This is a genomic window from Marivita sp., from assembly GCF_020055635.1.
Classification (GTDB): Bacteria; Pseudomonadota; Alphaproteobacteria; order Rhodobacterales; family Rhodobacteraceae; genus Marivita.
Window position 1 is genome coordinate 199,961 of the sequence record NZ_JAIPUT010000001.1, and the last position, 14,004, is coordinate 213,964.

17 protein-coding genes are annotated in these 14,004 nt (G+C 63.3%); 15 read left to right on the forward strand and 2 right to left on the reverse strand.

Annotated features, from left to right (window positions below):
- Positions 1–86: 86 nt before the first annotated feature.
- Positions 87–1,097, reverse strand: coding sequence for a ribose-phosphate pyrophosphokinase (locus tag LCF60_RS00885; RefSeq protein ID WP_292289118.1), 1,011 nt, complete (start codon positions 1,095–1,097; stop codon positions 87–89).
- Positions 1,098–1,201: 104 nt separating this feature from the next.
- On the opposite strand from LCF60_RS00885, the gene LCF60_RS00890 reads away from it, so the two are divergent.
- From LCF60_RS00890 to LCF60_RS00940, 11 genes are all read left to right on the forward strand, one after another.
- Positions 1,202–1,801 carry a 2-hydroxychromene-2-carboxylate isomerase gene (locus LCF60_RS00890; RefSeq protein ID WP_292289119.1) on the forward strand — a complete coding sequence of 200 codons (600 nt, stop codon included), beginning with the start codon at positions 1,202–1,204 and terminating at the stop codon, positions 1,799–1,801.
- Positions 1,801–2,613 (forward strand): alpha/beta hydrolase, encoded by an 813-nt coding sequence (locus tag LCF60_RS00895; protein ID WP_292289120.1) that lies wholly within the window; start codon positions 1,801–1,803, stop codon positions 2,611–2,613. Before LCF60_RS00890 ends, LCF60_RS00895 begins: the two co-directional genes overlap by 1 nt.
- 70 nt (positions 2,614–2,683) lie before the next feature.
- Positions 2,684–3,607, forward strand: coding sequence for a tetratricopeptide repeat protein (locus tag LCF60_RS00900; RefSeq protein WP_292289121.1), 924 nt, complete (start codon positions 2,684–2,686; stop codon positions 3,605–3,607).
- Between the two features lie 27 nt (positions 3,608–3,634).
- Positions 3,635–4,279, forward strand: a complete 645-nt coding sequence (locus tag LCF60_RS00905) for an LON peptidase substrate-binding domain-containing protein (protein WP_292289122.1) — start codon at positions 3,635–3,637, stop codon at positions 4,277–4,279.
- Positions 4,276–4,473: a Trm112 family protein gene (locus LCF60_RS00910; protein ID WP_292289123.1), complete on the forward strand. Its 198-nt coding sequence runs from the start codon at positions 4,276–4,278 to the stop codon at positions 4,471–4,473. The genes LCF60_RS00905 and LCF60_RS00910 overlap by 4 nt, the downstream gene beginning before the upstream one ends.
- A 69-nt stretch (positions 4,474–4,542) precedes the next feature.
- On the forward strand, positions 4,543–5,451 hold the full coding sequence (truB, locus tag LCF60_RS00915) for a tRNA pseudouridine(55) synthase TruB (RefSeq protein WP_292289124.1): 909 nt from the start codon (positions 4,543–4,545) through the stop codon (positions 5,449–5,451).
- Between the two features lie 29 nt (positions 5,452–5,480).
- A complete protein-coding gene (locus LCF60_RS00920) occupies positions 5,481–6,002 on the forward strand; it encodes a DUF1643 domain-containing protein (protein WP_292289125.1) in 522 nt (173 codons plus the stop codon).
- 104 nt (positions 6,003–6,106) lie between these two features.
- Positions 6,107–6,520 (forward strand): hypothetical protein, encoded by a 414-nt coding sequence (locus LCF60_RS00925; RefSeq protein ID WP_292289126.1) that lies wholly within the window; start codon positions 6,107–6,109, stop codon positions 6,518–6,520.
- Between the two features lie 159 nt (positions 6,521–6,679).
- Positions 6,680–6,949, forward strand: coding sequence for a 30S ribosomal protein S15 (rpsO, locus tag LCF60_RS00930; protein WP_292289127.1), 270 nt, complete (start codon positions 6,680–6,682; stop codon positions 6,947–6,949).
- A 306-nt stretch (positions 6,950–7,255) separates the two neighbouring features.
- Complete coding sequence (pnp, locus tag LCF60_RS00935; RefSeq protein ID WP_292289128.1) at positions 7,256–9,397, forward strand: polyribonucleotide nucleotidyltransferase; 2,142 nt, start codon at positions 7,256–7,258, stop codon at positions 9,395–9,397.
- A gap of 129 nt (positions 9,398–9,526) precedes the next feature.
- Complete coding sequence (locus LCF60_RS00940) at positions 9,527–10,018, forward strand: CIA30 family protein (RefSeq protein ID WP_292289129.1); 492 nt, start codon at positions 9,527–9,529, stop codon at positions 10,016–10,018.
- Positions 10,019–10,163: 145 nt separating this feature from the next.
- Here the strand turns inward: LCF60_RS00940 and LCF60_RS00945 are convergent, their stop codons facing one another.
- Entirely contained in the window at positions 10,164–10,850 is a 687-nt protein-coding gene (locus tag LCF60_RS00945; RefSeq protein ID WP_292289130.1) for a response regulator transcription factor, read from the reverse strand.
- Positions 10,851–11,009: 159 nt separating this feature from the next.
- On the opposite strand from LCF60_RS00945, the gene ribA reads away from it, so the two are divergent.
- The 4 genes from ribA to LCF60_RS00965 are packed head-to-tail and all read left to right on the forward strand — an operon-like array spanning position 11,010 to position 13,999.
- Entirely contained in the window at positions 11,010–12,098 is a 1,089-nt protein-coding gene (gene ribA, locus LCF60_RS00950) for a GTP cyclohydrolase II (protein WP_292289131.1), read from the forward strand.
- A gap of 35 nt (positions 12,099–12,133) precedes the next feature.
- Positions 12,134–12,604: a L,D-transpeptidase family protein gene (locus LCF60_RS00955; protein WP_292289174.1), complete on the forward strand. Its 471-nt coding sequence runs from the start codon at positions 12,134–12,136 to the stop codon at positions 12,602–12,604.
- 25 nt (positions 12,605–12,629) lie between these two features.
- Positions 12,630–13,211, forward strand: coding sequence for a uracil-DNA glycosylase family protein (locus LCF60_RS00960; RefSeq protein ID WP_292289132.1), 582 nt, complete (start codon positions 12,630–12,632; stop codon positions 13,209–13,211).
- Positions 13,208–13,999: an SseB family protein gene (locus LCF60_RS00965; protein ID WP_292289133.1), complete on the forward strand. Its 792-nt coding sequence runs from the start codon at positions 13,208–13,210 to the stop codon at positions 13,997–13,999. The genes LCF60_RS00960 and LCF60_RS00965 overlap by 4 nt, the downstream gene beginning before the upstream one ends.
- Positions 14,000–14,004 lie beyond the last annotated feature (5 nt).

The following is a 14,004-nucleotide window of genomic DNA, read 5'->3' on the forward strand; positions in this document are numbered from 1 at the left end:
GGGAACGACATGTGGCACAAAACGATCAGGTCACGCGCCGGCACGAATTTCGCGCCTTGGGTTCGGCAGACATGCATGTCGCCGGGTCAGAGGATCCCCTCGTAGATCGGTCCAAGCGTGTCGGTTTCGAACAGCGACGAGACCGAGGTGCCATTCCAGATGTTCAGGATCGCCTGCGCGAACATCGGGGCCGTCGGCACGATGCGGATGTTCGGCGCGTCCGCGACGGATGCCGTGGGCTGAATGGAATCGGTGATGACCAAAGATTTCATCACGGATTTGGTGATCCGTTCGACCGCCGGCCCCGACAGCACCCCATGCGTGATATAGGAATGAACTTCGGTCGCACCATGCTCCATCAGAACCTCGGCGGCCTTGCACAAAGTGCCGGCGGTGTCGCAGATGTCGTCGACGATGATGCACTTCTTCCCCGACACGTCGCCGATCACTGTCATCTCTGCAATCTCGCCCGGCTTTTCGCGGCGCTTGTCCACGATGGCCAGCGGCGCTGTAATCCGCTTGGCCAGCTCACGGGCGCGGGCCACGCCACCGACATCCGGCGACACGACCATGACGTCGGTCGTGTCGCGATTGAATTGCTCGAGGATATCCAGCGCGAAGATCGGCGAGGCATAGAGGTTGTCGACCGGAATATCGAAAAAGCCCTGGATCTGCGCCGCGTGCAGGTCCATCGTCAGAACGCGTTCGATGCCCGCCTCGACGATCATGTTGGCCACCAGCTTGGCGCTGATCGGCGTGCGCGCCTTGGAGCGGCGATCCTGACGCGCATAGCCGAAATAGGGGATCACGGCGGTGATGCGCGCCGCCGACGACCGGCGCAACGCATCGGACATGATGAGAAGTTCCATCAGGTTGTCGTTTGCCGGGTTCGAGGTCGGCTGGATGATGAACATGTCCTCGCCACGGACGTTCTCGTAGACCTCGACAAAGATTTCCTGGTCGTTGAAGCGTTCGACGCGGGCATCGACAAGGCCGACATTCATGCCGCGATACATCGTCATGCGTCGGGCGATGCCCTTGGCCAATGGCATGTTCGCATTGCCGGAGATCAGTTTGGGTTCAACAATGCTGGGCATACAGGGGGGCTCCGTGGCGGTCAGGTATGACAGATTCGTGACGTTGCGCTCGCCTTAGCATGGGCCTACCGTCGCGCAAAGTGACACGCGCCCGGAGGGACCAAATGGCTCACATTGACTACTTTTTCTCAACACTGTCGCCCTATGCCTATCTTGCGGGCACCCGGATGGAAGAGGTCGCGGCCAAACATGGCGCGACCGTGACTTACAAACCGCTGGACCTGGTCACACTGTTCGGCCGCACCGGGGGGGTGCCCCCGAAAGAACGGCATCCCAGCCGGCAGGAATTGCGCGCGCAAGAACTCACCCGGCAATCGAAAAAGCTGGGAAAACCCCTGAACCTGAAACCCGCCTTCTGGCCGACCAATGCCGCGCCCTCCGCCTATGCGATCATATCGGCGCAGAATGCTGGCGGGGGCGATCTTGGCAAGCTGGTGCACGGGTTCCTGCGGGGGGTCTGGGCCGAGGACAAGGATATCGCCCAGGACGAAGTGGTGCGCGAGACCCTCGAAGCCGCCGGATTTGACGCCTCGCTGGCCGATAGCGGCCTTTTGACGGGCGCTGAAACCTATGCCGCCAACCTTGAAGAGGCAGCGTCGCGCGGTGTGTTCGGGGCGCCGTTCTACATCACCGACACGGACGAAAGGTTCTGGGGACAGGATCGGATCGAGGATCTGGATCTGCATCTCGCCGGCAAGCTCTGATGGTCGAGGACGCTCTGGTGGATGACCGCGTCTTTACGCGCCGCTTCGGCACGGGGCCCGACCGTGCGGTCTTGCTGCACTGTGCGCTGGCGCATTCCAAGGTCTGGACGCGGCTGGCCGAGGCGCTGTCGGACCGGCTCTGCATGGTCGCGCCGGACATGCCGGGACATGGGCGCAGTGCCGCGCCTGAACCCGGAGGCGACATGCACGATCAGGTGGCCGCGATCGCTCTGGAATGTCTTGGCGACGAAGGACATCTGATCGGCCACAGTTTCGGTGCGACCGTGGCTCTGCGGATTGCCATTCAGGCACCAGAGCGGGTGAAGACCGTGACACTGATCGAACCCGTCCTGTTCGCAGCCGCCGGTCAGAGCGCGCCGCAGGTGCTCCGTGACTATGTCGAGGCCTCCGAGGAGTTCGGTGCGGCGATGGACCGGGAGGACTGGGTCGCCGCGGCTCGGGATTTCATCGGCATGTGGGGTGACGGGCGACCGTGGGACACCCTGAGCGAACGGGAACAGACGATGTTCGCATCGCTGATGCCCTTCATCAAGGAAACCGAGCCGGCCTTGCTGCAGGACGCCAAGGGGCTGCTGCGCGAGGGTAGCCTGGAGGCGATCTCCAGCCCTGTGCTTCTCGTGCGGGGGCGGGACAGCGAGCCCGTGATCGCCGCCATCCACGACACGCTGGAGCGGCGCATCCCCGCCGCAAGGGCTGTCGTCGTCGACGGTGCGGGGCACATGGTGCCGATCACCCATCCCGGCCCGGTGGCACATCATATCCGTGCCTTGCTCGACGCGGCAGGCCACTGACCCCTTGCAACACGCGAATGTGTGCGCCATCTACGCGGGGACACCAGCGTAGCGGCGACAGGAGAACGACATGATCGAGCTTGGACAAGGCCCGGCACAAACCGACCTGATCAAGGACGTGCCCCAGGAGGCCTTCATGGCCGACGTGGTCGAGGCGAGCATGGAGACCCCGGTCATCGTCGATTTCTGGGCGCCGTGGTGCGGCCCCTGCAAGACACTGGGTCCGCAGCTCGAGGCCGAGGTCATGGCGGCGCGCGGTGCCGTCAAGATGGCCAAGGTCAATGTCGATGCGGCCGAGGGGCTGGTCCAGGCACTGGCCCAGCAAGGCCTGCCTATCCAGTCGATCCCGACGGTCGTGGCCTTCGTCAAGGGCCGCCCGGTGGACATGTTCCAGGGCGCGCAACCGGCGTCCGAGGTCAAGGCCTTTGTCGAACGCGTCGTCAAGGCGGCGGGCGGCGATGCGAGCGGCGGTCTCGACGACGCGGTGGCAGCCGCCGAAGAGATGCTCGACACCGGGGCGGCGGCAGACGCGTTGCAGACCTTCGCGGCGGTGCTCGAGGAAGACCCCAACCATCCGCGGGCCTATGCCGGCCTTGTCAGCGCAACGCTTGCGCTTGGCGATCTTGAACAGGCCGAGGCCATTCTGAACGGAGCGCCCGCCGAAATCACCCAGACTGCCGAGATCGAGGCGGCGCGGGCGCAGATCGCACTGGCCAGACAGGCCAGCAATTCCGGGCCCGTGGCCGACCTTCAGGCAGCGGTCGACGCGGACGAGAACGACCATCAGGCGCGCTTCGACCTTGCCCAGGCGCTTTATGCCCAGGGTGAAGCACAGGCTGCGGTGGATCATCTGCTCGAGCTGTTTCGCCGTGATCGCGAATGGAACGAGGGTGCGGCAAAGGCGCAATTGATGACGATTTTCGACGCGCTCAAGCCGAACGATCCGGTGGCGCTGAACGGTCGTCGTCGGCTGAGTTCAATGATATTTGCCTGATCGTCCGGTCAGGCTAATTCAACCGACATGACAAGAGTCTCCGAATTGCCGGGATCAATCCCCGTGTTCCCGTTGCCTGGGGCGCTGCTTCTGCCTCGGGCACGGCTTCCGCTGCATCTGTTCGAGCCGCGCTACCTGCAAATGCTTGAAGACGCCATGAAAACGCCCTCCCGCCTGATCGGGATGGTGCAACCGAATGTTCGTCCGAACGGCGACAAGGATGCCCTGCACCGGATCGGGTGTGCCGGGCGCGTGACCCAGTTTTCCGAAACGGAAGACGGGCGCTACATGATCACCCTGACCGGGATATCGCGCTTCCGTGTCGGCGACGAGGTCGAGGGCTTCACGCCGTATCGCAAGTTCGACGTGAACTGGGACGGGTTCGACCGGGACCAAGGCGGCCCGGAGCACGATCGCGGCTTCGATCGTGACGGCTTTCTCGACCTGCTCGACCGCTATTTCGCGGCACGCGACCTTTCGGCGGACTGGCCGACGCTCAAGGATGCGGATGATGAATTGCTGATCAACTCGCTGTCGATGCTTCTGGATTTCGAACCCGAGGAAAAGCAGGCGCTTCTGGAGGCGCCATCGCTGTCGACGCGGCGGGAAACCTTGATCACGCTGCTCGAATATGCCCTGCGCGGCGGCCAATCCGAGAACATCCTTCAATGACGGACGTGACCGAACCGACCGGACCGGGCTTTGATCGCAAGATGCTCGAAGCACTTGTCTGTCCCCAGACCCAGGGACGCCTGGAATACGACTTCGCGCGGCAGGAGCTGATCAGCCATACAGCGCATCTGGCCTATCCGATCCGAAACGGGATCCCCGTCATGCTGATCGACGAGGCGCGCGAGATCGACTGATCCTTCGCGGAATTGACAGGCCGTGACCCCTGCGATACCTCGCCGGTCTTCTAGACATGCGAGGGTGACATGGGACGCAAACGCAAAGGCCGCGACATTTCCGGCTGGCTGGTGGTGGACAAGCCGGCGGGCATCACCTCGACCGCGGTGGTGAACAAGGTGCGGTGGGCCTTTGATGCCAACAAGGCCGGCCATGCCGGAACGCTTGACCCTGACGCGACAGGCGTTCTTGCCGTTGCTTTGGGCGAGGCCACGAAGACAGTGCCCTATATCACGGACGCGCTCAAAGCGTACGCGTTCACCGTCCGGTTCGGACAGGCGACCCGTACGGATGACGCCGAGGGCGACGTGATCGCGTCGTCGGACCTGCGGCCCGGCGACGATGAGATCAAGGAGGCGCTGCACGCCTTCGTCGGCGACATCATGCAGGTGCCGCCGCAATTCTCGGCCGTCAAGATTGATGGAGAACGCGCCTACAAGCGCGCGCGGGACGGCGAAGAGATGGAGATCGCCGCGCGACCGCTTTTTGTCGACGAACTGACCCTGCTGGACCGCCCGGACCCGGATCATGCCGAACTGATGCTGGTCTGTGGCAAGGGCGGCTATGTGCGGTCGATCGCCCGTGATCTGGGCGAGGCGCTGGGATGTCTGGGCCATGTCCTGCGGTTGCGCAGGGTCTGGTCCGGCCCGTTCGATGCAGAGGACGGGTTGAGCCTCGAGCGGATCGACGCGATGGCGCGGACACCGGAGCTCGACAGCTTTCTCAGGCCGCTGGAAGAGGGGCTGACCGACCTGCCAGAGTTGCCCTGCGGCCCGGAATCGGCCGTGAAGCTGCGAAACGGGAACCCCGCGATGGTGATCGCCTCGGGGGTCGACTACGGGGACGAATGCTGGGTTTCTCATGACGGCGTGCCGATTGCGGTGGGCCGCTACAAGTCAGGCGAAGTGCATCCGTCGCGGGTCTTCGTCACCCCGTGACGGACCTGCCGGCAAAGCTTCACGACGCGATGGTTTTCCGCGCTCACGAATCGGACGGCTGCCTGTCGCGCGTGTGGTATTCCGAGTGCGACCGGTATCGGTACGGGCTGTCGCGCGTCTGGAACAAGGAGCGGCCTGCGGTTCTGTTCCTGATGCTGAACCCGTCCACGGCAGATGAGCATCGCAACGATCCGACGGTGGCGCGATGCGAGACGCGGGCGCGGACGATGGGGTTCGGCGGCGTGATGATTGCCAACATCTTTGCTTTCCGCGCGACCCGGCCTGCGGATCTCAAGAAGGCTGACGCGCCCGTCGGGGACCAGAACGATGCGCTTCTGGATATCTGGATCGCCCAAGCCGGAATGACCGTCGCGGCCTGGGGCGTGCATGGCAATTTTCAGGGCCGGGGCAGGCTGGTGGCGCAGCGATGCGCCGGAGCCCTGCACCACCTCGGCCTGACCAGGGACGGCCATCCGCGTCATCCGCTCTACGTGCCATTCGGAACCGACCCCACGGAATGGCCTCCGCAGAACCGCTATCCGATGCGGTGATCGGTAAAAATTTCATGGTTTTTCCCGATTGTGCAGAGACCGCGCCAATCAGTTCTTTACGGTTGGGCGGCAGGATCACGGCACTGCACTGACGGCTTGATCCCATGTTTCTCCTTCTTGCTCTCTTCGGCCTGACCGGCGTTTCGCTTCTGACGTTTCTTGTACCCTTTCCGCAGGGGCGACAGACGCGCGACTCCGGTCGGGCCGTATACGCAAGCCCGCCTGCGGATTGGCCGGACATTCCGGTCGCCGCCCTGCGCCTGTTCGACCGGGCGGGGCAGATCAATACGCCGGTGCTGATCGCCCGGCCTCCTGTCCGGGTGACAAGCTTTGCTGCGGCGCAGGATATCCTGCTGGCGCAGGTGCGATCGCGTTCCGCAGACCGGCCCGAAATCGCGTTGCGCCTGTCACCCGATGATGGGGGGTGGACAGATGTGCTTCTGGACGGGGCGGTCCTGGCTCAGGTCCCGACCTCTGCGATGATCGCGCACGGGTCTGGTGGGTCGCGCGCTGCCTGAACTTGCGCAGGGTCGGCCGCTGCGCTCGGAGGGGCTTTCCAAGGCCGGTTTTATCGCCTATACGCCCGCATCCGCATGACGTGCGGAGATTCTCCATGGGCCCTGCTGGACGACATCCCGGCTTGCGCCATTCACACAAACCTTCGAAAGGAGACCCCGATGTCGATCACCGTCGAAGAAAAGAACCGTCTGATCAAGGAATTCGCGACCAAGGAAGGCGACACCGGTTCGCCCGAAGTCCAGGTTGCCATCCTGACCAGCCGCATCGGCACCCTGACCGAGCACTTCAAGACCCACAAGAAAGACAACCACTCGCGTCGTGGTCTGCTCAAGCTTGTGGCGCAGCGTCGTAAACTGCTGGATTACACCAAGGCCAAGGATGAAGCGCGCTATCAGGATCTGATCAAGCGTCTGGGCATTCGCCGCTAAGGCACGCCGCTATCCGGTTTCAAAGGGCTCGCTATGCGGGCCCTTTTTCGTTCCGGGGCCGCGTGCTGTGCCGGAATCCCGGACGGGAGCCTGATTTTGGGCTCTGCATGCGCATCTGGTTCACGGGCCGGAAAGGCGACAAAACGAACGGTTTTCTTTGCTGGAAAATTCCTGTAAGGCGCAAGGATCTGAGACGTGACGCTTTGACCCCGGCGCATGGAACGATGAAAGGGGTCGGCGGCAATGGGGCCGCCATGAAAACGGGAGACCCGGAGGGCCGGGAGTGCTCCCTTACAGGATACGAAGATGTTCAACATTTCGAAGAAAAGCATGCAGTGGGGCGAAGAGACGCTCACACTGGAAACGGGCAAGGTTGCCCGTCAGGCCGATGGCAGCGTGATTGCCACCCTCGGCGAAACCTCGGTCATGGCCAACGTGACGTTTGCCAAGCAGCCGAAACCCGGTCAGGATTTCTTTCCGCTGACCGTCCACTACCAGGAAAAATACTATGCTGCCGGCAAGGTGCCGGGTGGCTTTTTCAAGCGCGAGGCACGTCCGACCGAAAAGGAAACGCTGACTGCGCGCCTGATCGACCGTCCGATCCGTCCGCTATTCGTGCCCGGCTTCAAGAATGAAGTTCTGGTGATGTGCACCGTGCTGTCGCACGATCTGGTCAACGATCCGGATATCGTCGCTATGATCGCGGCTTCGGCGGCGCTGACAATTTCCGGCGCGCCGTTCATGGGTCCGATCGCGGGCTGCCGCGTCGGCTATGCAAATGGCGACTACATCCTCAACCCGGATGTCGAGGATATGGACCGGCTGCGCAACAACCCCGAGCAGCGGCTCGATCTGGTTGTCGCAGGCACCAAGGACGCCGTGATGATGGTGGAATCGGAAGCTTACGAGCTGACCGAGGACGAGATGCTGGGCGCCGTGACCTTTGCGCATGAGCAGATCCAGCCGGTGATCGACCTCATCATCGATCTGGCGGAATCTGCGGCGAAAGAGCCGTTCGACTTCCAGCCGCCGGATTATTCCGCCCTCTACGAGGCCGTGAAAGCCGCCGGCGAAGACAAGATCCGTGCTGCCTATGCGATCACCGACAAGCAGGAGCGCACCACCGCCGTGTCCGAGGCGAAGGCTGCGATCCAGGAAGCTCTGAGCGAAGAGCAACTGGAAGATCCGAACCTCGGCTCTGCCCTGAAAAAGCTGGAAGCGTCCGTTCTGCGCGGCGATGTCGTCAAGACAGGCAAGCGGATTGACGGGCGTGCGCTGGACAAGGTGCGTGACATCGTGTGCGAAACCGGCTTCTTGCCGCGGACACACGGCTCGGCGCTTTTCACCCGTGGTGAGACCCAGGGCCTTGTCGTGACCACGCTGGGCACCGGCGATGATGAACAGATCATCGACGCGCTGCATGGCAATTACCGCTCCAACTTCCTGCTGCATTACAACTTCCCGCCCTATTCGGTTGGTGAAGCCGGTCGCGTGGGCCCTCCGGGACGGCGTGAAATCGGCCACGGCAAGCTCGCGTGGCGCGCGCTTCAGGCGGTTCTGCCGGCGGCCACGGATTTCCCGTACACTGTTCGCGTGGTCTCCGAGATCACCGAATCCAACGGCTCAAGCTCGATGGCGTCGGTCTGCGGTGGCTCCCTGTCGATGATGGACGCGGGCGTGCCGCTCAAATCGGCAGTGGCCGGTGTGGCGATGGGCCTGATCCTCGAAGAGGACGGATCCTACGCGATTCTGACCGACATCCTGGGTGACGAAGACCACCTGGGCGACATGGACTTCAAGGTCGCGGGTACCGAGAACGGCATCACGTCGCTTCAGATGGACATCAAGGTCGCTGGCATCACGCCCGAGATCATGAAGAAGGCCCTGGCGCAAGCCAAGGAAGGCCGTCTGCACATTCTTGGCGAGATGAACAAGGCGCTGACCGGTGCTGCGGAATTCAGCGTCCACGCACCGCGGATCGAGACGATGCAGATCCCGACCGACAAGATCCGCGAAGTGATCGGGTCGGGCGGCAAGGTCATCCGCGAGATCGTGGAAGTGTCCGGTGCCAAGGTCGACATCAACGACGAAGGCGTCATCAAGATCGCCAGCCCGAACGGCGAGGCCATCCAGAAGGCGTATGACATGATCTATTCGATCGTGGCAGAACCGGAAGAAGGCCAGGTCTACAAGGGCAAGGTCGTGAAGATCGTCGATTTCGGCGCCTTCGTGAACTTCTTCGGCAAGCGCGATGGCCTGGTGCATGTCAGCCAGATCGAGAACCGCCGCCTGAACCATCCGTCGGATGTGCTCAAGGAAGGCCAGGAAGTCTATGTGAAGCTTCTTGGGTTCGACGACCGTGGCAAGGTGCGCCTTGCGATGAAGATGGTCGATCAGGAAACCGGCGAAGAGCTGGCACCCGAGAAGAAGACCGAAGACGCCGAGTGATCGGTCGGTTCTGAAAACACGAAAAAAGGCGTCCTGAATGGGGCGCCTTTTTTCGTTGGGGCGATGGGCTAGGTTTGATCCATGCGGGTAATCGCACTCATATTTGCTGTGACACTGGCGGGGCAGGCGATGGCGGAGACGACATTCGATGACTTTTCCGGAGATGCCGAGGCGCGCTGGGATTACGTGGCCGACCGCGTGATGGGCGGCGTGTCGTCCGGCCGCGCCGAGGTGATCGGGACGGGCCCGGACTCGGTGCTGCGACTGACCGGCACGGTGAGTACCGCCAACAATGGCGGCTTCCTGCAAGCGCGGCGGAGGTTTTCGGACCCATGGCCCGAGGGCGTGCAGGGGCTGGATCTGCGGGTCCGTGGCAATGGCGCCAGATATTACGTGTTCCTGAAGACGCCAGACCTGTCACGCGTGTGGTATTCCTATCGCGCGTCCTTTGTCGCATCGCCGGACTGGACCGATGTACGGCTTGCCTTTGCCGCCTTCGAGGCGTCGCATGACGCCATGCCAACCCGCTTCGATCCGTCCGAGGTGCGCAGCATCGGGATCGTCGCCTATGGCGATGATTTTCAGGCGGATGTGACGGTGGCGCGGATCAGTCTCTACTGAGAAAAAAAGACCCGGGCAAAAGCCCGGGCCAGGTCCAACAGGGAGGTGCATATGATAACCCGCATATGCGACGGGAACTGTTGTGACCCAGATAAAAGATGCGCTCGGCATGTTTCTTTGATCTGAATCAAAATAGACTAAGGTCCTATGAGACCAGCCGATAGCCCCCGGACTCTGTAACAAGCAAACGCGCGTTCGAGGGATCTGGTTCAATTTTTTGACGCAAACGATAAATATGCGTTTCGAGCGTGTGCGTCGTCACCCCCGCATTGTAGCCCCAGACCTCGTGCAGCAGCGTATCGCGCGGCACCACGCCCTCGGTCGAGCGGTAGAGGAACTTGAGGATGTTTGTCTCTTTCTCGGTCAGGCGGATTTTCTTGTCGTCTTCGGTGACAAGCAATTTCATCGACGGCTTGAACGTATACGGCCCAAGCGTGAAGACGGCATCCTCGGACTGTTCATGCTGGCGCAGCTGCGCGCGGATGCGGGCCAGAAGCACCGGGAATTTGAACGGTTTCGTGACGTAGTCATTTGCTCCGGCATCCAGACCCAGGATGGTGTCGGCGTCAGAATCGTGTCCCGTCAGCATCAGCACCGGGGCCTTCACGCCCTGTTTGCGCATCAGGCGGCAAAGCTCGCGCCCGTCGGTGTCGGGCAGCCCCACGTCGAGGATGATCAGGTCGAAAAGCTGTTCCTTGACGCGGCCCATGGCGGCGGTGCCGCTATCGGCTTCGAAAACTTCGAAATCTTCCGTCATCACGAGCTGCTCGGCCAGAGCCTCGCGGAGGTCGTCATCGTCATCGACCAGAAGAATATTCTTCAACTGTGCCATAAGCTTGTCTCTCCATTGGTTTAACGACACATGGTCGGGGCGTTGCACGGCGACAAGAATTGCTGCAAGTGTCTCACGGCCTCGTGTATGCAGGGGCCGAATGTTTCATGAATCGGGGCCTATTGTTGCAGAACGCCCCTATCGGAGTTCCCGGACAACATGAGCCTGTCGCCGGACATCACTGACCTTCTTGCCCGCGCCCGTGCCGATTTGCGCATGGGTGTGCCGGTTGTTCTGGGGCGCGGGCAAGGGCTTCTGATCCTGGCGGCCGAGACCCTCAAGGCGGCGCGGCTGGCCGAGGTGATCGCCCTGGAGGGCGTGTCCGATCTCGTGTTGACCGGGCGCCGGGCGCAGACATTGAAGGCGCGCGCCTATGATGGCGATGTCGCGCGGGTGGTCCTGCCCCGGGATGCCACGGTGCGTTGGGTGCAGGCGCTGGCGGATCCGGCGGATGACCTGACCCATCCGATGAAAGGCCCCTTGGAAACCCGGCGCAGCGGGGATGCCACGCTGCACCGGCTTGCCGTGGCGTTGGCAAAGTCTGCGCGGCTGCTGCCCGCCGTGGTCGCCCTTCCGGTCAAGGAGGCCTCGGTCTTTGCCGACCGGCATGGCCTGACCTGTCTGGACGCGGACGCGGCGGGGCCGCGGATCGGCGCGTCGATCGTCTTTGACGAGGTGATCTCGGCCCGGGTGCCGCTGCGCGCGGCCGAGGATGCGCGCCTGCACGTGTTCCGGCCCGAGGACGGGTCGGAAGAGCATTACGCCATCGAGATCGGCCGCCCGGACCGGGCTGCGCCTGTGTTGGCGCGGTTGCATTCGGCCTGTTTCACCGGCGATCTCCTGGGTAGCCTGAAATGCGATTGCGGGCCGCAGTTGAACGGCGCTCTGACCGCAATGGGCGCGGCGGGCGAAGGCATCCTGTTATACCTGAACCAGGAAGGGCGCGGGATCGGTCTGGCCAACAAGATGCGCGCCTACGCGTTGCAGGATCAGGGCTTCGACACGGTCGAGGCCAATCACCGCCTGGGCTTCGAGGATGACGAGCGGGATTTCCGCATCGGGTCGGAATTGCTGCGCAGGCTCGGATTTTCGGCTGTGCGGCTGATGACGAACAACCCGGCCAAGATCGACATGATGACACGCAACGGCATCGAAGTGGCAGAGCGTGTGCCGCTGCGCGTGGGCGAGAACCCGCACAACGCCGCCTACCTGGCGACGAAGATGCGCAAGTCCGGGCATATCCTGTGAGCGCCGCGTCGAGCATGGTTCTCACCCGGCAGGGAATGCGCTTCATGGGGCGGATGTGGCCCTGCACCATCGGGCGCGGCGGCGTGCGCGCTGACAAGCGCGAAGGCGATGGCGCGACGCCGGTCGGGGTGCACCGCATCGTCGGCCTGCTGTACCGGCCCGACCGCATGGCGCGGCCCACCGACTGGGCGGTGCCGATCCGGCCCGGTGACCTGTGGTCCGACGATCCGGCGCACGAGGATTACAACCTGATGGTCCGCGTGCCCTATCCGCACAGTCACGAGGCGCTGCGCCGGGGGGATCCCTTGTATGACCTGGTGCTGCTGACCGACTGGAACTGGCCCGATGCTCAGCGCGGCAAGGGGTCGGCGATCTTTCTTCATCGCTGGCGCAGGCCGGGCTTTCCGACCGAGGGCTGCGTGGCGTTTCGACCTGACCATCTGCGCCGGATCGCCGGGCTGATCCGCTACGAGACAAGATTGATCGTTCCCGCCTCTTTGGTTTGAGACAGGACGCATTACATGTCGGCGCATGACTGTTCATGACCGCCTCATGGCCTGCACGTTGTGCGCCGACCGCTTTGCCGCAACCGCCACGCGCCACCGTCCCAAACCCGTCGTCTGGTTCCGGCCCGGCGCGCGGCTTCTGATCTCGTCTCAGGCGCCGGGATTGCGCGCGCATACCAGCCGTATTCCCTTCGATGATCCGTCGGGCGACCGTCTGCGCGACTGGCTTGGCCTGGACCGCGCGGCATTCTACGACCAGAGCCGCGTCGCGATCGTGCCGATGGGCTTCTGCTTTCCCGGCTATGACGCGGCGGGATCGGACCTGCCGCCGCCAGCGATCTGCCGGCAGACGTGGCATCCCGAAGTGCTGGATCATGTCGGGGACGTGCCGTTGAAGCTTGTGATCGGCGGGTATGCGCAGAAATACCACCTCGGCACCAAGGCCGGTGTGACAGAGATCGTGCGCAACTGGCGCGACCATTGGCCGGGATGTCTGCCCTTGCCCCATCCCAGCTGGCGCAATACCGCTTGGCTGAAGAAAAACCCGTGGTTCGAGGCCGAGGTGCTTCCGGTTCTGCGCGCGCGGGTGAAAGAGGTGATGGCATGAGTTTGCAAACCCCGCTGGACCACGCGCATGCGGCGATGGAGGCGGCCCCCGAGGCTGATGCTCCGCGCCTGCGGTTCTATGACCGGCTGGCCGAGGCCGAGTTGTTCCTGATGCTGGCGCGCGAGGCCGAGGGGGATCAGGCGGAACCCGAACTGTTCGATCTGGGCGATGCCCGGTTTGTTCTGGTCTTCGACACCGAGGACCGGTTGAGCCAGTTCGCCGGGCGGGCGGTGCCCTACGCGGCCTTGTCGGGTCGGTCGGTCGTGGGGATGCTGGCCGGGCAAGGGATCGGCATCGCCTTGAACCCCGAAGTTGCACCTTCCTCGATCCTCTTGCCCTCCGAAGCGGTGGACTGGTTGGCGGAAACCGTGGCGCAGGGACCATCGGAAGCCGAAGCGCGGCCCGAGGAGTTTCGGGCCCCGCGGGCTTTGCCGGACGGGCTGTTGGAGGCGATCGACGCCAAGCTGCGCACCGCGACCGGGTTGGCCCGGCGCGGCTATCTCGCCGAGGTGCTCTATGACAGCGGCGTGCGTGGTCATCTGATCGGCTTTACTGGGGCTGTGCCGGGGGCCGAGGGCGCCCTGGCGCGGGCGATACAAGAGGCGCTGGTGTTCTCGGGGCTGGAGGCCGCGGCGCTCGATGTGGTGTTCCTGCGCGACAGTGATCCGGTGACGGCCCAGCTCGCTCGTGTCGGGTTGCGCTTCGATCTGCCGGAGTCGGAGGCGCCTGCGCGTGTCGAACGGATGGCTCCGGGAAGCGATCCGGAAAAACCGCCGATCCTGCGGTGAGAAAA